Annotated in this window: 18 protein-coding genes; 12 read left to right on the top strand and 6 right to left on the bottom strand. The window is 67.0% G+C overall.

The window, feature by feature from the left end:
* The first annotated feature begins 26 nt into the window (after window positions 1-26).
* Window positions 27-1,301 carry a beta-ketoacyl-ACP synthase II gene (gene fabF / locus KVG96_RS05415; RefSeq protein ID WP_217891119.1) on the top strand — a complete coding sequence of 425 codons (1,275 nt, stop codon included), beginning with the start codon at window positions 27-29 and terminating at the stop codon, window positions 1,299-1,301.
* On the opposite strand, the gene KVG96_RS05420 is transcribed toward fabF, so the two are convergent.
* A complete protein-coding gene (locus KVG96_RS05420; protein ID WP_217891120.1) occupies window positions 1,298-1,855 on the bottom strand; it encodes a TetR/AcrR family transcriptional regulator in 558 nt (185 codons plus the stop codon). The genes fabF and KVG96_RS05420 overlap by 4 nt on opposite strands.
* Before the next feature lie 170 nt (window positions 1,856-2,025).
* Window positions 2,026-2,193, bottom strand: coding sequence for a DUF2897 family protein (locus KVG96_RS05425; protein ID WP_085578013.1), 168 nt, complete (start codon window positions 2,191-2,193; stop codon window positions 2,026-2,028).
* 266 nt (window positions 2,194-2,459) lie between these two features.
* Here KVG96_RS05425 and kdpF point away from each other — a divergent pair, with 266 nt between their 5' ends.
* From kdpF to KVG96_RS05455, 6 genes are all read left to right on the top strand, one after another.
* On the top strand, window positions 2,460-2,549 hold the full coding sequence (kdpF, locus tag KVG96_RS05430) for a K(+)-transporting ATPase subunit F (protein ID WP_007963673.1): 90 nt from the start codon (window positions 2,460-2,462) through the stop codon (window positions 2,547-2,549).
* Window positions 2,550-2,557: 8 nt separating this feature from the next.
* A complete protein-coding gene (gene kdpA, locus KVG96_RS05435) occupies window positions 2,558-4,252 on the top strand; it encodes a potassium-transporting ATPase subunit KdpA (RefSeq protein WP_217891121.1) in 1,695 nt (564 codons plus the stop codon).
* 10 nt (window positions 4,253-4,262) lie between these two features.
* On the top strand, window positions 4,263-6,320 hold the full coding sequence (gene kdpB / locus KVG96_RS05440; protein ID WP_217891122.1) for a potassium-transporting ATPase subunit KdpB: 2,058 nt from the start codon (window positions 4,263-4,265) through the stop codon (window positions 6,318-6,320).
* A gap of 148 nt (window positions 6,321-6,468) precedes the next feature.
* Window positions 6,469-7,014: a potassium-transporting ATPase subunit KdpC gene (gene kdpC / locus KVG96_RS05445; protein WP_217891123.1), complete on the top strand. Its 546-nt coding sequence runs from the start codon at window positions 6,469-6,471 to the stop codon at window positions 7,012-7,014.
* A gap of 127 nt (window positions 7,015-7,141) precedes the next feature.
* Window positions 7,142-9,793: a DUF4118 domain-containing protein gene (locus tag KVG96_RS05450; protein ID WP_217891124.1), complete on the top strand. Its 2,652-nt coding sequence runs from the start codon at window positions 7,142-7,144 to the stop codon at window positions 9,791-9,793.
* 48 nt (window positions 9,794-9,841) lie between these two features.
* Complete coding sequence (locus tag KVG96_RS05455) at window positions 9,842-10,540, top strand: response regulator (protein ID WP_217891125.1); 699 nt, start codon at window positions 9,842-9,844, stop codon at window positions 10,538-10,540.
* A 239-nt stretch (window positions 10,541-10,779) separates the two neighbouring features.
* On the opposite strand, the gene KVG96_RS05460 is transcribed toward KVG96_RS05455, so the two are convergent.
* Window positions 10,780-11,817, bottom strand: coding sequence for a patatin-like phospholipase family protein (locus KVG96_RS05460; protein WP_217891126.1), 1,038 nt, complete (start codon window positions 11,815-11,817; stop codon window positions 10,780-10,782).
* Window positions 11,818-12,034: 217 nt separating this feature from the next.
* Here KVG96_RS05460 and KVG96_RS05465 point away from each other — a divergent pair, with 217 nt between their 5' ends.
* The 3 genes from KVG96_RS05465 to KVG96_RS05475 all read left to right on the top strand — a co-directional run bounded on the left by KVG96_RS05465 (window position 12,035) and on the right by KVG96_RS05475 (window position 14,091).
* The gene (locus KVG96_RS05465; RefSeq protein ID WP_007950948.1) at window positions 12,035-12,313 is read left to right on the top strand and encodes a hypothetical protein; all 279 of its coding nucleotides are present in this window, start codon (window positions 12,035-12,037) and stop codon (window positions 12,311-12,313) included.
* Between the two features lie 90 nt (window positions 12,314-12,403).
* A complete protein-coding gene (locus tag KVG96_RS05470) occupies window positions 12,404-13,162 on the top strand; it encodes a CHAD domain-containing protein (RefSeq protein ID WP_217891127.1) in 759 nt (252 codons plus the stop codon).
* A 134-nt stretch (window positions 13,163-13,296) separates the two neighbouring features.
* A complete protein-coding gene (locus tag KVG96_RS05475) occupies window positions 13,297-14,091 on the top strand; it encodes an acyl-CoA thioesterase (RefSeq protein WP_217891128.1) in 795 nt (264 codons plus the stop codon).
* A gap of 1 nt (window position 14,092) precedes the next feature.
* On the opposite strand, the gene KVG96_RS05480 is transcribed toward KVG96_RS05475, so the two are convergent.
* The 3 genes from KVG96_RS05480 to KVG96_RS05490 all read right to left on the bottom strand — a co-directional run bounded on the left by KVG96_RS05480 (window position 14,093) and on the right by KVG96_RS05490 (window position 17,023).
* Window positions 14,093-14,458 carry an Mpo1-like protein gene (locus KVG96_RS05480; RefSeq protein ID WP_217891129.1) on the bottom strand — a complete coding sequence of 122 codons (366 nt, stop codon included), beginning with the start codon at window positions 14,456-14,458 and terminating at the stop codon, window positions 14,093-14,095.
* Window positions 14,459-14,604: 146 nt separating this feature from the next.
* Window positions 14,605-16,086: a methyl-accepting chemotaxis protein gene (locus KVG96_RS05485; RefSeq protein WP_217891130.1), complete on the bottom strand. Its 1,482-nt coding sequence runs from the start codon at window positions 16,084-16,086 to the stop codon at window positions 14,605-14,607.
* A 130-nt stretch (window positions 16,087-16,216) separates the two neighbouring features.
* On the bottom strand, window positions 16,217-17,023 hold the full coding sequence (locus KVG96_RS05490; RefSeq protein ID WP_217891131.1) for a TatD family hydrolase: 807 nt from the start codon (window positions 17,021-17,023) through the stop codon (window positions 16,217-16,219).
* 236 nt (window positions 17,024-17,259) lie between these two features.
* Between KVG96_RS05490 and KVG96_RS05495 the strand changes: the two genes are divergently transcribed.
* Window positions 17,260-18,681, top strand: coding sequence for an MltF family protein (locus tag KVG96_RS05495; protein WP_217891132.1), 1,422 nt, complete (start codon window positions 17,260-17,262; stop codon window positions 18,679-18,681).
* Window positions 18,682-18,792: 111 nt separating this feature from the next.
* Window positions 18,793-19,227: a DoxX family protein gene (locus KVG96_RS05500; protein ID WP_217891133.1), complete on the top strand. Its 435-nt coding sequence runs from the start codon at window positions 18,793-18,795 to the stop codon at window positions 19,225-19,227.
* The last annotated feature ends 185 nt before the right edge of the window (window positions 19,228-19,412 follow it).

Genomic DNA, 19,412 nt, shown 5'->3' on the forward strand with positions numbered 1-19,412 from the left:
TCTGAATCGGCAAGAGGAAACCTGATATGGATCAGTGTCGGATAGTGGTCACGGGAATGGGCCTGGTGTCTCCGCTGGGCAGCGGCGTCGAAGCGGCCTGGCAGCGTCTGTTGGCCGGCCGCTCGGGGTTGCGTCCGTTGCCGGAGGCGGTGGTCGCCGACCTGCCGGCCCGTGTCGGCGGGGTGGTGCCGACGGTGGAGGAGGATGCCGAGGCCGGCTTCGACCCTGATCGTGCGACGCCGTCCAAGGAACAGAAGAAGATGGACCGCTTTATCCTGTTCGCCATGGAGGCGGCCCGTCAGGCGTTGGAGCAGGCGGGCTGGAAGCCTGCCGAAGCCCGGGCCCAGGAACGCACCGCAACCGTCATCGGTTCCGGCGTCGGTGGCTTCGGCGCCATCGCCGATGCGGTGCGCACCACCGACAGCCGGGGCCCGCGTCGTCTGTCGCCGTTCACCATCCCTTCGTTCCTGGTCAACCTCGCTGCCGGTCATGTCTCGATTGCGCACGGCCTCAAGGGGCCGCTGGGCGCGCCGGTGACGGCGTGCGCGGCCGGGGTGCAGGCCATCGGCGACGCGGCGCGGATGATCCGTGCGGGCGAAGCCGACATCGCGGTGTGCGGCGGCGCCGAGGCGGCCATCGACCGGGTCAGCCTGGCCGGCTTCGCGGCGGCCCGCGCCTTGTCCAGCGCCTACAACGACACGCCCGAACGCGCCTCGCGCCCGTTCGACAGCGGGCGGGACGGCTTCGTCATGGGCGAGGGCGCGGGCCTGCTGGTGATCGAGTCCCTGGAGCATGCGCTGGCGCGGGGCGCCCGGCCCTTGGCCGAACTGGTCGGATACGGCACCAGCGCCGATGCCTACCACCTGACCGCCGGGCCCGAGGACGGCAACGGGGCCCAGCGCGCAATGAAACTGGCATTGGCCCAGGCGGGCGTGACGCCGGATCAGGTGCAGCACCTCAATGCCCACGCGACCTCGACGCCGGTCGGGGATCTGGGCGAACTGGCGGCCATCAAGTCGTTGTTCGGTGCCGGGCGCGGCATCGCCGTGACCTCGACCAAATCCGCCACCGGGCATCTGCTGGGCGCGGCCGGCGGACTCGAAGCGATCTTCACGGTGCTGGCGATCCGCGACCAGAGCGTCCCGCCCACCCTCAACTTCGACGACCCCGACCCGGCCAGCGAAGGCGTGGACATCGTCCACGGCCAGGCGCGTTCGATGCCGATCGAGTATGCGCTGTCCAACGGTTTCGGGTTCGGCGGGGTGAACGCCAGCGTGCTGTTCAGGCGCTGGGCGGGCTAGTCTTTCGAACGCTTGAGGTGTTCGCGGGTGACGTCGAGGATGCGCTGGGCGAAATCGCCGTCCGCGACGCTGCGCGACAGCAGCAGCGCGCCCGCCAGGGTCGCCATGATGACGATGCTGCGCTCGGCCGCGTCGTCGCCGTCGAGGGTGCCTTCGATCTGGTCGAGGCGGGCCTTGAGCACCTCATCGCTGGTGGGGCTGGGCTGGCCGCGCAGCCCCAGTTCCGAGGAGATGGTCAGCAGCGGGCAGCCTTCGTGCGGAGAGGTCTGGTGCCATTCGGAGAGGTAGGTGTCGATGAACAGATCCAGCGGATTGTCCTGGGCGAAGATATCGGCGCACAGGCCGGCCACTTGGTCGCCGGCCGCCTGCAAGGCCTTTTCCACCAGCTCATCCTTGGACTTGAAGTGCGAATAGAAACCGCCGTGGGTCAGGCCCAGGGCTTTCATCAAGGGCTGCAGGCCGGTCGCGCCGATGCCGTCCTTGCGGAACCGTTCGGAGGCTTCCTTGATGATGCGCTGGTGGGTCTGGGCTTTGTGATCCTGCGAATAACGCATTTAAACTCTCCGCAACAAGGTCCCCATCTTAACCAATGAAAATTGCATGGTGACTGTACTTCTACTTCTAAAAGGCGTGCGGTTGAGTCCGGTGTGATCTCAGCCGTGTACCTGCCTGTGGGCCAGCCAGCGCCGCAATGAAAAACCCGCCGGCGTCGGCGGGTTTTCATTCAGCGGTCCTGTGCCTCCTTGGCGTCCATTTCCGCATTGCGTTCAGCGACGCGTCTGCGTTGCTCTTCGGTCAGTTCGACCTTGTTGGCGGTGTCGCGCAGCATCATCAAGCCGCCAACGATCGAGCCGATGGCCACGACCAGGATCAACCAGGCATACCAAGGCATAACGGCACTCCTCAAGGGCAGGCCGGCGGGCGAGGGTTTCGCCGTACGCCGCTGCATACACTGTTTGAGCGAAGGGATTTCGCAGTGGTTCCATTCTAGGCCGGTTACGCCCTCAGCGGTTCACGGACCGGTGCCGTAATCGGCGCGTAAAGCCACTCTTTACGCTTTCTTTATGCGCTTGCGAGCCCCTCGGTCTCGTTCTTTTACGGCCGCCTTTCCGACAATGCCTCCACACGCGGCAATACGCCGTAACACGGAGATCTTCCATGAGCGTTCTGGACGGGGTGTCCCTGCTGCTGGCGGCAGGGCTGTTCATTTATCTGTTGGTTGCGCTGTTGCGCGCGGACCGGAACTAGGAGCGGCTATGCACAGTTATGACTATTGGCTGATCCTCGCGTTTTTCGCGGTGGTTCTGCTGCCGGCGCCGTTGCTGGGGCGCTTCTACTACAAAGTGATGGAAGGCCAGCGCACTTGGCTGACGCCGGTGCTCGGCCCGCTGGAACGCGGCTGCTACCGCCTCGCCGGGGTCGATCCGCAGGCCGAGCAGAGCTGGCAGAAGTACACGCTGGCGTTGCTGGCGTTCAACCTCGCCGGGTTCTTGCTGCTGTTCGCTATCCTCCTGTTCCAGGATCACCTGCCGCTCAATCCGCAGAACCTGCCGGGCCAGGAATGGACCCAGGCGTTCAACACCGCGGTCAGTTTCATGACCAACACCAACTGGCAGTCCTACAGCGGTGAGGCGACCTTAAGCTACCTCAGCCAGATGGCCGGCCTCACTGTGCAGAACTTCGTCAGCGCCGCCACCGGCCTGGCCGTGCTGGTTGCGCTGTGCCGCGGCATCGGCCGCAAATCCGCCAAGACCCTGGGCAACTTCTGGGCCGACATGACCCGCGCCACCCTCTACGGCCTGCTGCCGCTGTGCCTGCTGCTGGCGCTGTACCTGGTGTGGCAGGGTGTGCCGCAGACCTTCGCTCAGTACGTGAACGCCGTGACGGTGCAGGGCGTCGATCAGGTGATCCCGCTCGGTCCTGCGGCCAGCCAGATTGCGATCAAGCAATTGGGCACCAACGGCGGCGGCTTCTTCGGCGTCAATTCGGCGCATCCGTTCGAGAACCCGACCGCGTGGAGCAACCTGTTCGAAGTGGCGTCGATCATCCTGATCCCGGTGGCGCTGGTGTTCACCTTCGGCCATTACGTGAAGGACCTGCGTCAAAGCCGCGCGATCATCGGCTGCATGCTGGCGCTGTTCATCATCGGCGGCGCCACGTCGCTGTGGGCCGAGTACCAGCCGAATCCGGCCCTGAACAGCCCGGCCGTCGAACAGACCGCGCCGCTGGAAGGCAAGGAAGCGCGCTTCGGCACCACCGCCACCGTGCTGTGGTCGGTGACCACCACCGCCGCCTCGAACGGTTCGGTCAACGGCATGCACGACAGCCTCAACCCGCTCAGCGGCATGGTGGCGCTGGTCAACATGATGGTCGGCGAGGTGATCTTCGGCGGCGTCGGCGCCGGGCTCTACGGCATGCTGCTGAACGTGTTGATCGCGGTGTTCCTCGCCGGCCTGATGATCGGGCGCACGCCCGAGTACCTGGGCAAGAAGCTGCAGGCGCGGGAAGTCCAGCTGCTGGTGGTAACGCTGCTGGTGATGCCGGTGGGCGTGCTGGTGCTCGGCGCGATCGCCGCGAGCCTGCCGGGCCCTGCCGCGACCATCAGCAACCCCGGCCCCCACGGCTTCAGCCAGTTGCTGTACGCCTACACCTCGGCCAGCGCCAACAACGGCTCGGCGTTCGGCGGCCTGAGCGCCAACACCCCGTTCCACAACCTGATGCTGGGCCTGGGCATGCTGATCGGCCGCTTCGGCTACATCCTCCCGGTCATGGCCCTGGCCGGCAGCCTGGCGATGAAGAAGACCGCGCCGGTGGGCCAGAACAGCTTCCCGACCCATGGCCCGCTGTTCGTGACCCTGTTGACCGTGACCATTTTGCTGGTGGGCGGCCTGACCTTCCTGCCGACCCTGGCGCTGGGCCCTATCGCTGAACACCTGAGCATGGGCTTCTAAGGAATCCATCATGAATATGCCTGCAATCAAACCCGTCGCCGCCAAGGCGCCGGAACATGCGAAAACCGCGATCAGCGCCTTGTGGCGTCCGGCGCTGGTGCAAGCCTTCGTCAAGCTCGACCCGCGCCAGCTGCAACGCTCGCCGGTGATGCTGGTGGTGGAGCTGACCGCCGTCCTGACCACCGTGCTGTGCTTCATCCCGGACAGCGTCGTGCCGACCTTCGTCGCCGCGCAGATCGCCCTGTGGCTGTGGTTCACCGTGCTCTTCGCCAACTTCGCCGAAGCCCTGGCCGAAGGGCGCGGCAAGGCCCGGGCCGACAGCCTCAAGGCCGGCAGCGAAGGCCTGAGCGCCCGGCGCAAGCTGGCCAGCGGCAGCTTCCAGGTGGTGCCGGCCGCCAGCCTGCGCAAAGGTGATGTGGTGCGCGTCGAGGCCGGGGAAATGATCCCCGGCGACGGCGAAGTCATCGAAGGCATCGCGGCGGTCAACGAAGCGGCCATCACCGGTGAGTCCGCGCCGGTGATCCGCGAGTCCGGCGGCGACCGTTCCGCCGTCACCGGCAACACCCGCCTGGTGTCCGACTGGCTGCTGGTGAAGATCACCGCCAACCCTGGCGAGTCGACCCTCGACCGCATGATCGCGCTGGTCGAAGGCGCGAAGCGCCAGAAGACCCCGAACGAAGTGGCGCTGGACATCCTGCTGATCGGCCTGACCCTGATCTTCCTGCTGGTGGTGGTGACCCTGCAGCCGTTCGCCCACTTCGCCAACGGCAGCCTGCCGCTGGTGTTTCTGGTGGCGCTTCTGGTGACGCTGATCCCGACCACCATCGGCGGCCTGCTGTCGGCCATCGGCATCGCCGGGATGGACCGCTTGGTGCGCCTGAACGTGATCGCCAAGTCCGGGCGTGCGGTGGAGGCGGCGGGCGACGTGCACGTGCTGATGCTGGACAAGACCGGCACCATCACCTTCGGCAACCGCCGCTGCAGCGCGGTGCATGCCGCGCCGGGCGTGAGCGCCCGTGAACTGGCCGAGGGCGCGCTGTTCGCCTCGCTGGCCGACGACACCGCCGAAGGCAAATCCATCGTCGAGTACCTGCGCGGCTCCAACCCGCAGCCGGAGCCGTCGATGGACACCCTGACCGCCGTGCCGTTCAGCGCCGAGACCCGGCTCTCCGGCGTCGACTGTCAGGGCCGCGCCTACCGCAAGGGCGCGGTGGATTCGCTGCTCGCCTTCCTCGGCCAGCAGCGCGGCGACCTGGCCCCGGCCCTGTCCCGGGAGATCGACAAGATCGCCCAGAGCGGCGGTACGCCGTTGCTGGTCTGCGCCGACGGCAAACTGCTGGGCGTGATCCACCTCAAGGACGTGGTCAAGCCGGGCATCCGCGAGCGCTTCGCCGAACTGCGCAAGCTGGGGATCCGCACGGTGATGGTGACCGGCGACAACCCGCTGACCGCCGCCGCGATCGCCGCCGAAGCGGGCGTCGATGACGTGCTGGCCGAAGCCACGCCGGAGAAGAAACTGGCGCGCATCCGCCACGAGCAGAACGACGGCCGCCTGGTCGCCATGTGCGGCGACGGCGCCAACGACGCCCCGGCGCTGGCCCAGGCCGACGTCGGCATGGCGATGAACGACGGCACCCAGGCGGCGCGCGAGGCGGCCAACATGGTCGACCTCGACAGCGACCCGACCAAGCTCTTGGACGTGGTGCAGATCGGCAAGGAACTGCTGGTGACCCGCGGTGCGCTGACGACCTTTTCCATCGCCAACGACGTGGCCAAGTACTTCGCGATCCTGCCGGCGCTGTTCGCCGCGATCTACCCGCAACTGGGCGTGCTGAACATCATGCACTTGAGCAGCCCGCAGAGCGCGATCCTGTCGGCCATCGTGTTCAACGCCCTGATCATTGTCGTGCTGATCCCGCTGGCCCTGCGCGGCGTGCGGGTGCAGGCGGCGAGCGCAGCGGCGCTGCTGCGGCGCAACCTGCTGATCTATGGCCTGGGCGGGATCCTGGTGCCGTTCGTGGGGATCAAGGCCATCGACATGCTGCTGACGGCGTTGCACCTGGTTTGATTCTGCAAGGTGCGCCAGGCACACCGCCAGCAGGCTGGCTCCCACCCTTGAAGGCACGGCCCTGTGGGAGCCAGCCTGCTGGCGATGGGCTCGCCTGGACGCACCTGACCTAACGCGGCATCCGCTGCTTGAATTCGAGGATTTTGAAATGTCCACACTGATACGTCCCGCCCTGAGCCTGCTGGTGCTGATGACCCTGGTCACCGGCGTCGCCTATCCGCTGGCGGTCACCGGCATCGCCCAGGTCGCGTTCCCGGAGCAGGCCAACGGCAGCCTGGTGCGCGACGCCGAAGGCAAGGTGCGCGGCTCGTCCCTGATCGCCCAGGATTTCGTCGGCGATGCCTGGTTCCACCCACGCCCCTCGGCCGGTGCGTTCGCCACCGTGTCGAGCAGCGCGAGCAACCTGGCGCCGAGCAACCCGGCCCTGGCCACCCGCGTCATCGACGACGCCGGCAAGATGCAGGTGCCGGGCCAGGGCCCGGTGCCGCTGGCGCTGCTCACCACTTCCGGCAGCGGCCTCGATCCGCACTTGCCACCGGCGGCAATTGCCTATCAACTGGCGCGTGTCGCCCAGGCGCGCAACCTGCCGGTGGCGACCCTGCAGCAACTGCTCGATGCGCACATCGAACAGCCGCTGGTGGGGCCGCCGGTGGTCAACGTGCTGGAGCTGAACCTGGCGCTGGAAAAACTCTGAACCGGCTGCGCTGCTGATCGCCAGCAGGCTGGCTCCTACAGGGAGATGCATGCGCCTGCGGGAGCCTGCGTGCCGGCGATGACGGCAGTCGATGCAATACCCAAACATCAGGAAGAGAACATCAAGCATGAGTGACTCCGGCCGCGCCGACGCGCTGTTAGCCAACTTGCCCCGGGACGGCCGCGGCCGGCTGAAAGTGTTTCTCGGCGCCGCGCCGGGCGTGGGCAAGACCTACGCCATGCTCCAGGCCGCCCACACCCAATTGCGCCAAGGCGTGAAGGTCATCGCCGGCGTCGTCGAGACCCACGGCCGGGCGGAGACTGAAGCGCTGCTCGGCGGCCTGCCGCAGCAGCCGCTGGTGCGCTCGGAATACCGCGGCGTCACCCTCGAAGAAATGGACCTGGACGGCCTGCTCGCGGCCAGACCCAAGCTGGTGCTGGTGGACGAACTGGCCCACACCAACGCCCCCGGCAGCCGTCACACCAAGCGCTGGCAGGACATCCAGGAACTGCTCGCCGCCGGCATCGATGTGTTCACCACGGTCAACGTCCAGCACCTGGAAAGCCTCAACGACCAGGTGCGCGGCATCACCGGCGTGCAGGTGCGCGAAACCCTGCCCGACTGGGTGCTGCAGGAAGCCTACGAACTGCTGCTGATCGACCTGCCGCCGCGCGAGCTGCTGGAGCGCCTGCGCGAAGGCAAGGTCTACGTGCCGGAGCAGGCCCGGGCGGCCATCGATGCGTTCTTCACCCAGACCAACCTCACCGCGCTGCGCGAACTGGCGATGCAGACCGCCGCCGCGCAGGTGGACAACGACCTGGCCCAGGGCTACCGCCAGCTCGGCCAGTCGGCGCCGGCGGTGCGCGGGCGCCTGCTGGTGGGCGTGGACGGCGATGCCCAGGCCGAACGGCTGGTGCGCCACGCGAGCCGCGTCGCCCAGCGCCGGCATCTGCCGTGGAGCCTGGTGCATGTGGACAACGGCCGGGTGCGCGACGAGCAATCGCGCCTGCGCCTGCAAAGCGCCCAGCAACTGGCCGAGCGCCTGGGGGGCGAGGTGGTGCTGCTGCGCGCCGGCGAGGTGGCCAAGACCCTGATCCAGCACGCCGCCGAACGCCGGGCGAGCCTGGTGCTGGTCGGCCAGTCCCGGCCGCGCCTGCGCCGTCGCCTGTTCGGCGGCGGTCTGGCGGCGCGTCTGCTGCGTCAGGCCCAGGGCCTGGAGATCAACGTGCTCGACAGCGAGCACCAGCCGCATCAACCGCGCCTCAGGAGCGCGCCGGCGCTGGTGTGGTTCGATTACGCGCTGGCGCTGGTGGCGACGGTGTCGGCCAGTGCGCTGGCGTGGGCGGTGTCCAGCGTGCTGCCGCTGCCGAACATTTCGCTGGTGTTCCTGGCGGCGGTGCTGCTGGTGGCGGTGCGCAGCAGTCTGGGCCCGGCGCTGGCCTGCGCGGCGCTGTCGTTCCTGACCTACGATTTTCTGTTCATTCCGCCGAACTTCTCCTTCGCCATCCAGCGGGAGGAAGACGTGCTGACCTTGCTGTTCTTCCTGCTGATGGCGGCGCTCACCGGCAATCTCGCGGCCCGCCAGCGCCGGCAGCTGCAGGCCCTGCGCGACACCCAGGAAGAAACCACCGAACTGCTCGACCTGTCGCGCCGGCTCACCGCCGCCACCGACCGCCAGGCCGTGGTCAGCGCCGCCGCCCAGCACCTCAACGGCTGGAGCGACCTGCAGGTGTGCCTGCTCAACCGCGACGGCCAGGGCGGCTGGAAAGTCGAGACCGGCGGGCCGCTGCAGTTCTCCGAGGCCGAACGCGCCGCCGCCGATTGGGCCTGGCAGCACGACCAGCCGGCGGGCATGGGCACCGGCACGCTGCCGTTCGGGCGTTGGTGGTGGTGGCCGCTGTCGGCGGAGGAGGGGCCGCTGGCGCTGCTGGGCGTGTGCGCCAAAGAGGGCCAGACCTTGAGCGGCCAGCGTCGCCGTTTGCTCACCGCGTTGAGCCAGCCGCTGGCCCAGGCGCTGGCGCGGGCGCAACTGGCCGACGACCTGGAGGCGGCGCGGCTGCACGGCGAGACCGAGCAACTGCGCAGCGCCTTGCTCGCCTCGGTGTCCCACGATCTGCGCACACCGCTGACGTCGATGCGCGGCAGCATCGACAGCCTGCTGGCCCTGGGCGAGGCGATCCCGCTGGAGGACCGCCGGGAACTGCTGGAAGGCACCCGCGACGAGGCCGAGCGCCTGGACCGTTACATTCAGAACCTGCTGGACATGACCCGTCTGGGCCACGGCGCGCTGAAGCTGGCGCGGGACTGGGTGGCGCCGGCGGACATCGTCGGCAGTGCGCTCAACCGCTTGCGCGCCGTGCTGTCGTCGTTGCAGGTGAGCACCGAGGTGCCGGCCGAACTGCCGCTGCTGTTCGTGCATGCGGCGCTGATCGAACAGGCGCTGGTGAACGTGCTGGAGAACGCCGCGCGGTTCTCGCCGTCCCATGGTCGCCTGCAACTGCGCGCCGGGGCCGACGGCGACGAACTGTTCTTCTCGGTCAGCGACGAAGGGCCGGGCATTCCCGTCGAGGAGCGGGCGAAGATTTTCGACATGTTCTACACCGCCGCGCGCGGTGACCGGGGCGGGCAGGGTACGGGCCTGGGGCTGGCGATCTGTCAGGGCATGGTCGGCGCCCACGGCGGCCGGATCAGCGTCGGCGACGGGATCGACGGCCGCGGCACCTGCATCACGCTGCACCTGCCGTTGCAGACGCAGCCGGGGATGGACGGTGAAGGCTGATCCCCGCTGCGCTACTCTCTTGCCAAACTTTTGTGTTGACGTGAATCCATGAGCCAGACCGCGACCATTTTGGTCATCGACGACGAACCGCAGATCCGCAAGTTTCTGCGCATCAGCCTCGCTTCACAGGGCTACAGGGTGCTGGAGGCTGGCACCGGCACCGAGGGCCTCGCGCAGGCGGCATTGAACAAGCCCGACCTGTTGGTGCTCGACCTCGGCCTGCCGGACATGGACGGCCAGCAAGTGCTGCGCGAGTTCCGCGAGTGGGCCACGGCGCCGGTGCTGGTGCTGTCGGTGCGCGCCAGCGAAGGGCAGAAGGTGCAGGCCCTGGACGGCGGCGCCAACGATTACGTGACCAAGCCGTTCGGCATCCAGGAGTTCCTCGCCCGGGTTCGGGCGCTGCTGCGCCAGGCGCCGGCAGGAGAAGCGCAGCAGGCCGCGCTGAACTTCGGCCCGCTGACCGTGGATCTGGCGTACCGCCGGGTGACGCTGGACGGCGCCGAAGTGGCCCTGACCCGCAAGGAGTACGCGGTGCTGGCGCAGCTGGCGCGGCATCCGGGACGGGTGATCACCCAGCAGCAATTGCTCAAGGACATCTGGGGCCCGACCCACACCGAGGACAGTCACTACCTGCGCATCGTGGTCGGGCACCTGCGCCAGAAACTGGCGGACGACCCGACCCGTCCGCGGTTCATCGTCACCGAGGCGGGGGTGGGGTATCGGTTGTTGAGCGAGGCCAGCCTTTAGCCGTGTGACGGATGGCCGGCCCTATCGCCAGCAGGTCGGCTCCCACAGAGGATTTGTGAACGCCGCCAGTTCCTTGTGGGAGCCAGCCTGCTGGCGATGGCGCCAATCCAGGCACCGCAGAGCAAGGGCAAGTACAGTTGTTCTCACAGGTTTGCGCCGAAGTGCAGTGGTGGTGAGCGACCGCAATCACTGTGGGAGCGGGCTTGCCCGCGATGGGGCCCTGTCAGGCCATGCGGCCCTCAAGGCTGCTCGCCCTCGTACCGGTCCAGCGTGTCCCGCGCGATCTCCCTCCCCAGCGCGATCAATTCCGGCGCCTTGTAGAACTCAAAGAACCGGCACACCCGCTTCGGCACGTTGATCAGCACGTCCGGCGGATACCCGGCGATCTTGTACTGGGCCAACGAGGTCTGCATCACCTCAAAGCTCTGGTTGATCAGGTCCAGCAACGACGCCGGCCCCACGTTATCGATGATGAACGAACCGGTGGCCGACTTCGGCGCGCCGTCGCGCTCGGGGGCGGCGGCGGGTTGCTGGGTTTCCGGTTCGGCGCCTTCGACCCACGGATTGATCTCCGCCGCCTCGGCCCGCAGCGCTTCCTGCTCCAGCATCAGCAGTTGCTCGGCCTGCTTGCGCCGGAACGGCATCTTCGAGCCCAGTGAGCTGATCAGGCTGTCGAAGCGGGTGCGGAACGCAGCGGGGCGCTGGATCACCGGCAGCTTGTAGTGGCGTTGGTTAGTGGCGTTGAGGTTCACGGCGATGATCAGGTCGCAGTGGCTGGACACCACCGGCACGATCGGCAACGGGTTGAGGATGCCGCCGTCCACCAGCATCCGGTTGCCTTGCATCACCGGGGTGAACAGGCTGGGAATCGCCGCCGAGGCGCGCATCGCCTGATGCAGGCAGCCTTCCTGGAACCAGATCTCCTGCTGGTTGGTGAGGTCGGCGGCCACCGCCGTGTAGGGGATGCGCAGGTCTTCGATGTTGATTTCGCCGACGATCTTGCGGATCTGGCCGAAGACTTTCTCGCCGCGGATCGCGCCGAGGCGGAAACTGACGTCCACCAGCCGCAGCACGTCCAGGTAGTCCAGGCTCTCGATCCAGTTGCGGTACTCGTCCAGCTTGCCGGACGCGTAGATCCCGCCGACCACCGCCCCCATCGAACAGCCGGCGACGCAGGCGATCTCGTAGCCCCGCCGTTCGATTTCCTCGATGACGCCGATATGGGCATACCCTCGGGCGCCACCGGAGCCCAGCACCAGTGCGACACGCTTTTTCATCGGACTTCCTCCCCTCACGCCTGCACAATGCACCCATCCGGGGCCGGGCTTCAATCGGTCGGGTCGCGCGGGGCGGCGAGGGTGTCGCTTTTTCGATGCCGGGCGACCCTTCGCGGCTATCTTTAAAGTATTGCCCTGCGCGGGTGGCCCAAGGCACTTTTGCGCCGTCGAACCGTCTTACCTGCACGACTGTTGACCTATCTCTGAGGTGTGAGTGATGAAAGCCTGGATCTGTGTACCCCTGATGGCGCTGGCGTTGGCCGGTTGCGCGGGCAAGACGGCCTACCGCGACAGCTGCGGCAGCCAGCTCGACGCGGCGTGGCACGAGCTCGATCTGGCCAAGGCCGAAGGGTTCGCCGGGACGGTGAGCTATTCCAAGGCCCTGTCGCTGCTGACCGCCGCCAAGACCCAGCAGCAGTTCGAAGGGTTCGAGGGCTGCACCAAGAAAGCCGAGAAGGCGCGCTTCTACATTCGCGAGTCCCGCGCGGGGCGATAGAGGCGCCCATCAGCGCTAAGCTTAGGGCGGCAAGCCCGTGCGGCTTGTCGCTTGAGCCGTCCCGCTTGCCGCTGTTTACGGAGTGAACCCATGATCGATCGGTTGGTGGCCCATGTCCTGGGCCTGGAAGTGCGGTTGCTGGCCTGTCAGGCGCGTCTGGCGGCGCGTACCGATCCGGAGGCGCTGCACGACCTGCGCACCACCGTGCGCCGCTTGCGCAGCCTGCTGAGGCCGTTGCGCGGGCTGCCGGGTGTCGAGCAACTGGAAGGGGCGGCCGCCGCCGTCGGGCAGTTGACCACGCCATGGCGTGACCGCGAGGTGTTGGCGGCCTACTTGCTCAAGCATGGCCGGCCTGAGGCGGCCCATCGGCGCTTGGCGCAGATGGCCGAGGCGTACCCGGCGCTGGCGGCGAGCGCGGAACTGGCGTCGCTGCTGATGATCCTCGATGCCTTTCCCCGTTTCCTGCGCGCCTCCCAGCGCCAGGGCCTGCTCAAGGGGCTGGACACGCGCATCGGCAAGCGCCTGCGCAAGCAGTGGAAGAACCTTGACGAGGCGCTGCACGACCCGGCCCACGACCGCCATCGCCTGCGCCTGCTGATCAAGCGCGTGCGTTACGGCATCGAGGCCTACCCCGAACTGGACCGCCTGCCCGCCGCAGCGATGAAGCATCTGAAATCCGCCCAGGGCGCGCTGGGCGACTGGCACGATTGCTGGCAATGGCTGGCCAAGGCCGAACAGGAAGCGGATCTGCTGCCCTGCGTTCCGACCTGGCAGGCGACCATGGTCAGTGCCGAGGCCAAGGCCGACCGTGTCCTCGACAGGCTCAGCGAGGCCTGCTTCAAGCCCTGAACCTGCCCTTGTGGCAGCGAGCCCCGCAGCCCTGTACGGCCTTTCTGTCAGTCGATTTGACCGGAATAGACGCTGCGGCGCTTTGCCGGGCTGGTTAAGATCCCGGCTTTCACTCTTTCGTACCCGAGGTTCCCATGCGCTTTTGCGATCTGCTCGATGCTGTCCGCCGTCAACCGGAGCTGTCGGTTCCGGCCGAATGGGGGCAGGGCCGGGCCAGCTTCGGCGGCCTGGTGGCAGCGCTGCAATATGAAGTGATGCGCGCCAAGGTGCCGGCGGAACGTCCGGTTCGCTCGCTGGCGATCACCTTTGTCGGCCCGGTGGAGCCTGAGGTGCCGGTGAGCTTCGAGGTCGAGGTGCTGCGCGAGGGCAAGGCGGTCAGCCAGGTGCTGGGCCGCGCGACGCAGAACGGCCAGGTGGTGACCCTGATGCAGGGCAGCTTCGGCGGCTCGCGCACGTCGGAAGTGGCGGTCGACGCCCAGCCGGCGCCGCAGATGAAGCACTGGGACGACTGCCAGGAACTGCCCTATATCAAAGGCGTCACGCCGGAGTTCATGCGCCATCTGGCGATGCGCTGGAGTGTGGGCGGCATGCCGTTCACCGGCAACAAGTCCCGCGACATGGGCGGCTGGGTGCGCTTGCGCGGCGACGTCCCTGAAGAGCCGGTCAACGAATCGCACCTGCTGGCGCTGGTCGATGCCTGGCCGCCTGCGCTGCTGCCGTTCCTGAGCAAGCCGGCGCCGGGCAGCACCCTGACCTGGACGGTGGAATTCGTGCAGCCGCTGCGGGATTTGACCACGCTGGACTGGTGCAAGTACCTGGCGCAGATCGAGTACGCCGCCGACGGTTACGGCCATGTGGCGGCCAAGCTGTGGAGCGCCGAAGGGGAATTGATCGCGATGAGCCGTCAGACGGTGACGATCTTCGCCTGACTCAATGCCGGCGGTGGCGCTCACGCCAGGCGCGCCACCAGCCGCCGCTGAGCAAGAACCGCGGGAACGTCAGGAACTGCTCGACCAACAGGCGCGATACGGCATCCTTGCGGTCACTGAACGGCTCGGAGGCCTGGGCCTCCAGGCTGTGCCCGTGGCGCTGCAGGGCCAGCGCCGCCACGATGCCGATCACGCCGATGGCGACGCTCGCCAGGCTCAGGCTGAACACCCCCGACACGATCAGCAGAAACGCGACGATGAACAGCGGCACGGCGATCAGGTGCAGCACCAGGTTGGTCGGGTGCTGATGATTGTGCGGGTAGGCGCGCCATTGCCAGGCGGGAAGGTTGGGGTGACGTTTGCCCATGTCTGCGGCTCCTTGTGCCATGTTCGGTGCATGGCTGAAGGATAGGCCCGGGCAGGGAGGGCGGCGAATCAAGGTTGGCTATTGAAGCGATAGGCGTCATGGCCGGACTCGATGTCGTCCGGACCGACGCCTTCGCGATGTGTGCGTTACAGCTTCAGTTGCCCGATGGCCTTGCTCAGTTCGCCGGCCAGGGTCGCGAGTTCGTTGCTGGTGGTCGCCGAATCCACGGTCTGCTGCACGGTGTCTTCGGTCACGTCGCGGATGCTCACCACCGCACGGTTCATCTCTTCGGCCACCTGGCTCTGCTGTTCCGCCGCCACCGCGATCTGCGTGTTGCTCTCGCGCATCTGCGCCACGGCGCCGGTGATTTCCGCCAGCGCTTCGCCGGCTTCCTGGGCCTGCTGCACGCAGTCGTCGGCCTTGTACGAACTCTCCTGCATGAAGTCCACCGCATCGCGGGTGCCGGCCTGCAGCGCCGAGACCATGGTGGTGATTTCGTCGGTGGAGGTCTGCACGCGCTTGGCCAGGTTGCGCACCTCGTCGGCGACCACCGCGAACCCGCGCCCCATCTCGCCGGCCCGGGCCGCTTCGATGGCGGCGTTGAGGGCGAGCAGGTTGGTCTGTTCGGCGATGCTGTGGATGACGCTGACCACGCCGTTGATCTTCTGGCTGTCCTCGGCCAGGCGCTGGATCATTTCCGCCGTCTGCTGCACGCCGCTGGACAGCCCGGCGATGGACTGCTGCACCCGGCTCACCACCTGCTGGCCGCTGCCGGCCAGGCCGTCGGCGGTCTGCGACAGGTCGCGGGTGGCGCCGGCGTGCTGGGCGATGTGGTGGACGGTGGCGGTCATTTCGTTGATGGCCGTGGCGGCCTGATCGGTTTCGCTCTGCTGGCCGAGCATGCCGTGGCGCACCTCGTTCATGCTCGACGCCAGGCGCGCCGCACCGACGTCCAGTTGCCGCGCGGTGTTGGCGACCGTGGTCACCACCCGCTGGTAGCCGGCCTGCATGGCGTTGAAGGCGTTGGCCATCTGGCCGACCTCATCCTTGCACGCCAGCGGCACCCGGGCGCTCAGGTCGCCGGTCTTTTCGACGTGCAGCATCACGTCCTTCAAAGTGTTGAGCTGGCTCAGCAGAAAGCGGATCAGCAGTTGCGACGCCCCGAGCATCGCCAGCATCAGGATGAACACCGCCACCGCATAGTTGGCGAAGCGCTCACTGAACACCTGGCTCATGCTCGGGCCGTAGGCGATGACCGCGACTTGCTGGCCGTCGGCGCGGCCGAACACTTCGGCGCCCATCAGCGGGTTTTCGCCGAACAGCGGCAGATGGTTGATCTCGACCCAGCCGTTGCCGTCGGTGATTTCCAGCAAGGGCTGGTCGTTGAGGCGAGGGGCTTCGCCGCGCTTGAACGTCAGCACCTGGTCGGTCTTGGGCAGCGCTTGCCCGGCCGGCCAGGTCTTGAGCAATTGCGCCTGCGCCTGTGCGGACGCCTGGGCGGCATGGCTGCGGGACTGCTGCTCCAACTGCACGGCGTACAGCACCAGCAGCAGGGTGGTGACGAAGGCGACCGCGTTGACCGCCCAGAATTTGTATTTCAGCGAGATATTGCTAAGCCAGGCACCCATGGAGGTCTTCTCTGATAGCGGAAACAGTTTTGGCAAGGTGCCAGCATTGTGCCGGTATCGTGGGCGCGGAATCTTGATGTGCATCAAGGCCTGGTGCTGTGGGAGTCAGCAGGCTGCTCCCGCAGGGTTATCACGGCAGGGCGGGCAGGCCGTAGAACGCCCGGGCGCAGGCGGTGGTGTGGGCCGCCAGGTCAGCCTCGGTTTCGCCGCGGTGGAGGGCGACTTCGCGCAGCACTTCGGTGAGGTAGGCCGGCTCGTTGCGCCCGTTCTTGGGCTTGGGCCGCAGGCTGCGCGGCAGCAGGTACGGCGCATCGCTTTCGAGCATCAGGCGACCGCGCTTGATCTCCTTCACCAGCGGGTGCAGGTGGGTACCGCGGCGCTCGTCGCAGATCCAGCCGGTGATGCCGATGTGCAGATCCAGGTCGAGGTAACTGAACAGCGCCTTCTGTTCACCGGTGAAGCAGTGCACCACGGCGGCGGGCAAGCGGTCGCGGAAGTCGCGCAGGATGTCCAACAGGCGCTGGCTGGCGTCCCGTTCGTGGAGGAACACCGGCAGTTGCAGCTCGGCGGCCAGGGCCAGATGTTCTTCAAGCACCTTTTCCTGCTGCGGACGCGGGGAAAAGTCGCGGTTGAAGTCCAGTCCGCATTCGCCCACGGCCACCACGCCCGGCTCCTTCAGCAGGGCTTGCAGGCGCCGTGCGCTGTCGGCGTTCCAGTCGCTCGCCGAGTGCGGGTGGATGCCGGCGGTGGCGAACAGCCGTTGCCCGCTCTCGTCCAGTTGCCGGCACAGTTCCAGCGCCTGTTCGCTGCCCTCGACGCTGGTGCCGGTCAGCACCAGTTGGCAGACGCCGGCGGCGTAGGCGCGGTCGAGCACGGCCTGGTGTTTGTCGGCGAAACTGGGGTTGGTCAGGTTGACGCCGATGTCGATGAGTTGCATGGTGCTTCCTCGGGCCGAAGGCCGGAAAGCATATCAGAGCCGTAGATTTATAAGAAAAGCCAAGAACTACAACACCTTATGGCTGTCTGTTGAGGCCGCGGGACAGGTTGGGCTGGCAGCAATGCCATCACTGTGCCAGTCTTTCGCACTTTGCCAGCGCGTCAGGCGCTCTGTTTTCGTCGGTGTTCTTTGCCCGTTCCCGGGTGAAGGCGCCCCCTGTTCTTTCCGGAGAGTGGATGGTTCGTCCCTCGGTGTTGCTCCTGCTGTGCGGATCGTTGCTGCTGCCGATGACGGCCGCCGCGCGCCTGCCCGGCCCGCTGCAGGCCGTGCCGGCCGCCAAGGTGCGCGACCTGGCCGAGATCCGCAGCAGCCGCGTGCTGCGGGTGCTGGTCAACCAGAGCCGCAACAGCTCCGGCGAAGTGCAGGGCCAGGCCATCGGCGTCGAGTATCACCGCCTGCGCGCCTTCGAGCAGTACCTCAACGGCCATGCCCGTGACGGTCAGGAAATCAGCCTCAAGATCATTCCCAAGGCCAAGGACCAACTGCTCGGTGCCTTGCAGCGGGGCGAGGGCGATCTGGTGGCGCCGGGGGAACTGCTGGACCTGCAGCCCGGCCATGCGGTCGCCAGCAGCGAGCCGATCGCCAGCAACGTGCCGCTGGTGCTGGTGGGCATCAAGGGCGAGCGGCGCTACACCAAGGTCGAGCAACTGGCCGGCAAGACCCTGGCCCTGCCCACCGGCAGCGCGGCGGGGGAGGCGGTCGACCGGCTCAACCAGAAACTGGCGCTGCACAAGCTGGCGCCGATCAAGATCGAATGGGTCGACCCGACCCTGGCGGTCGAGGATGTGCTGGAAATGGTGCAGGGCGGCATCTTCCACCTGACCATCGTCGAGCAACCCATCGCCGAGCGCTGGGGCAAGATCTTGCCCAAGCTGCGTTTCGACAAGCAGTTGATGATCAGCGAACCGGGCGAGGAATACTGGTTCGTGCGCCGGGACGCGTCGATGCTGCGGGCGAGCATTGACCGGTTCCTGACCGGCTACAAGAAGCCGGCCAACGAAGACGCAGCGTTCCTGCGCATCTACCGCCGTCTCTATCAAGTGCACTATCCGTTGGCCAAAGCCGATCGCCAGCGCCTGGAGAGCCTGCGCCCGACCCTGCAGAAACACGCCGAAGCGCAGAACATGGACTGGCTGAACCTGGCGGCGCTGGCGTTCAAGGAGTCGGCGCTGCAACCCGGCGCGCGGGGCGGCGGCGGGCCCACCGGCCTGATGCAGATCACACCGTCGGCCGCGCAACGGGTCGGCGTGGGCAACATCCAGAATCTCGATGGGAATGTGCAGGCCGGGGCCAAGTACCTGGCGATGATCCGCCGCAAGTTCTTCAACAGCCCCAAGCTCAACGAGCGCGAGCGCATGGCGTTCACCCTGGCCGCCTACAACATCGGCCCCGAGCGCGTGCAGGGCATGCGGGCCGAGGCGCGGCGGCGGGGCCTGAACCCCAACCAGTGGTTCTTCCAGGTCGAGCGCATCGCCATGGAGCAGGTGGGAATGGGGGCCGTCAGCTATGTTAATAGCGTGAACAAGTACTACTTGGCGTTCGACCGGGAGCGAGAGTCGCTGGAGCCCCGGGGACAGAAAGTCGTCTCACGCAAATAATCTAATAAATTGATTGTTATGGCGGAATTTTTGCGCTTTTAACATAAATTTTTCTGATTAATATAGCGGCCAACCACACACACTTTCCCCAAGAAGTTAAGGAACGCAAACATGACCTCTCTGATCAACAAAGTACTGTTCACCCGCGCCGGCTACGGCCTGACCGTTCTGCGCATCGCCGTCGGCGTGATCTTCGCCGCCCACGGCGCGCAGAAACTCTTCGGCCTGTTCGGCGGCTACGGCCTGGCCGGCACCGCGCAGTACATGGAAAGCATCGGCCTGACGCCGGGCTACCTGATGGCGACGCTGGCCGGCGGCACCGAGTTCTTCGCCGGCCTGGCCCTGATCATCGGCCTGCTGGTGCGTCCGGCGGCGCTGGGCCTGACCTTCCTGTCGCTGGTGGCGATCTTCACCGTGCACATCGGCAACGGCCTGTTCATGGCCAACAACGGCTACGAGTTCGCCCTGGCCCTGCTCGGCGGCAGCATCGCGGTCCTGATCGAAGGGGCCGGCAAACTGTCGGTGGATCGCGCCATCGCCGGCTGACCGCTCTGGAACACGGCAAAAGGCCCGCATTGCGCGGGCCTTTTTTGTTGCGGCCGATTCTTGACACTCCACAGCCGCGTTCTCTAGGATGCCGCTCATGCGCCGATTTAAACAGCTACTTGCGGGGCGCCAGGTGACTCATCCAGTCGCCGTCAGAAGCCGGTTCGGGCTTCGAAATACCGCTA

It is taken from the genome of Pseudomonas ekonensis, assembly GCF_019145435.1.
Lineage (GTDB): Bacteria > Pseudomonadota > Gammaproteobacteria > Pseudomonadales > Pseudomonadaceae > Aquipseudomonas > Aquipseudomonas ekonensis.

Bases quoted from the DNA above. Each gene is read 5' to 3' on its own strand.
- fabF (WP_217891119.1), top strand. From the start codon at position 27: ATGGATCAGTGTCGGATAGTGGTCACGGGAATGGGCCTGGTGTCTCCG.
- KVG96_RS05420 (WP_217891120.1), bottom strand. From the start codon at position 1,855: ATGCGTTATTCGCAGGATCACAAAGCCCAGACCCACCAGCGCATCATC.
- KVG96_RS05425 (WP_085578013.1), bottom strand. From the start codon at position 2,193: ATGCCTTGGTATGCCTGGTTGATCCTGGTCGTGGCCATCGGCTCGATC.
- kdpF (WP_007963673.1), top strand. From the start codon at position 2,460: ATGAGCGTTCTGGACGGGGTGTCCCTGCTGCTGGCGGCAGGGCTGTTC.
- kdpA (WP_217891121.1), top strand. From the start codon at position 2,558: ATGCACAGTTATGACTATTGGCTGATCCTCGCGTTTTTCGCGGTGGTT.
- kdpB (WP_217891122.1), top strand. From the start codon at position 4,263: ATGAATATGCCTGCAATCAAACCCGTCGCCGCCAAGGCGCCGGAACAT.
- kdpC (WP_217891123.1), top strand. From the start codon at position 6,469: ATGTCCACACTGATACGTCCCGCCCTGAGCCTGCTGGTGCTGATGACC.
- KVG96_RS05450 (WP_217891124.1), top strand. From the start codon at position 7,142: ATGAGTGACTCCGGCCGCGCCGACGCGCTGTTAGCCAACTTGCCCCGG.
- KVG96_RS05455 (WP_217891125.1), top strand. From the start codon at position 9,842: ATGAGCCAGACCGCGACCATTTTGGTCATCGACGACGAACCGCAGATC.
- KVG96_RS05460 (WP_217891126.1), bottom strand. From the start codon at position 11,817: ATGAAAAAGCGTGTCGCACTGGTGCTGGGCTCCGGTGGCGCCCGAGGG.
- KVG96_RS05465 (WP_007950948.1), top strand. From the start codon at position 12,035: ATGAAAGCCTGGATCTGTGTACCCCTGATGGCGCTGGCGTTGGCCGGT.
- KVG96_RS05470 (WP_217891127.1), top strand. From the start codon at position 12,404: ATGATCGATCGGTTGGTGGCCCATGTCCTGGGCCTGGAAGTGCGGTTG.
- KVG96_RS05475 (WP_217891128.1), top strand. From the start codon at position 13,297: ATGCGCTTTTGCGATCTGCTCGATGCTGTCCGCCGTCAACCGGAGCTG.
- KVG96_RS05480 (WP_217891129.1), bottom strand. From the start codon at position 14,458: ATGGGCAAACGTCACCCCAACCTTCCCGCCTGGCAATGGCGCGCCTAC.
- KVG96_RS05485 (WP_217891130.1), bottom strand. From the start codon at position 16,086: ATGGGTGCCTGGCTTAGCAATATCTCGCTGAAATACAAATTCTGGGCG.
- KVG96_RS05490 (WP_217891131.1), bottom strand. From the start codon at position 17,023: ATGCAACTCATCGACATCGGCGTCAACCTGACCAACCCCAGTTTCGCC.
- KVG96_RS05495 (WP_217891132.1), top strand. From the start codon at position 17,260: ATGGTTCGTCCCTCGGTGTTGCTCCTGCTGTGCGGATCGTTGCTGCTG.
- KVG96_RS05500 (WP_217891133.1), top strand. From the start codon at position 18,793: ATGACCTCTCTGATCAACAAAGTACTGTTCACCCGCGCCGGCTACGGC.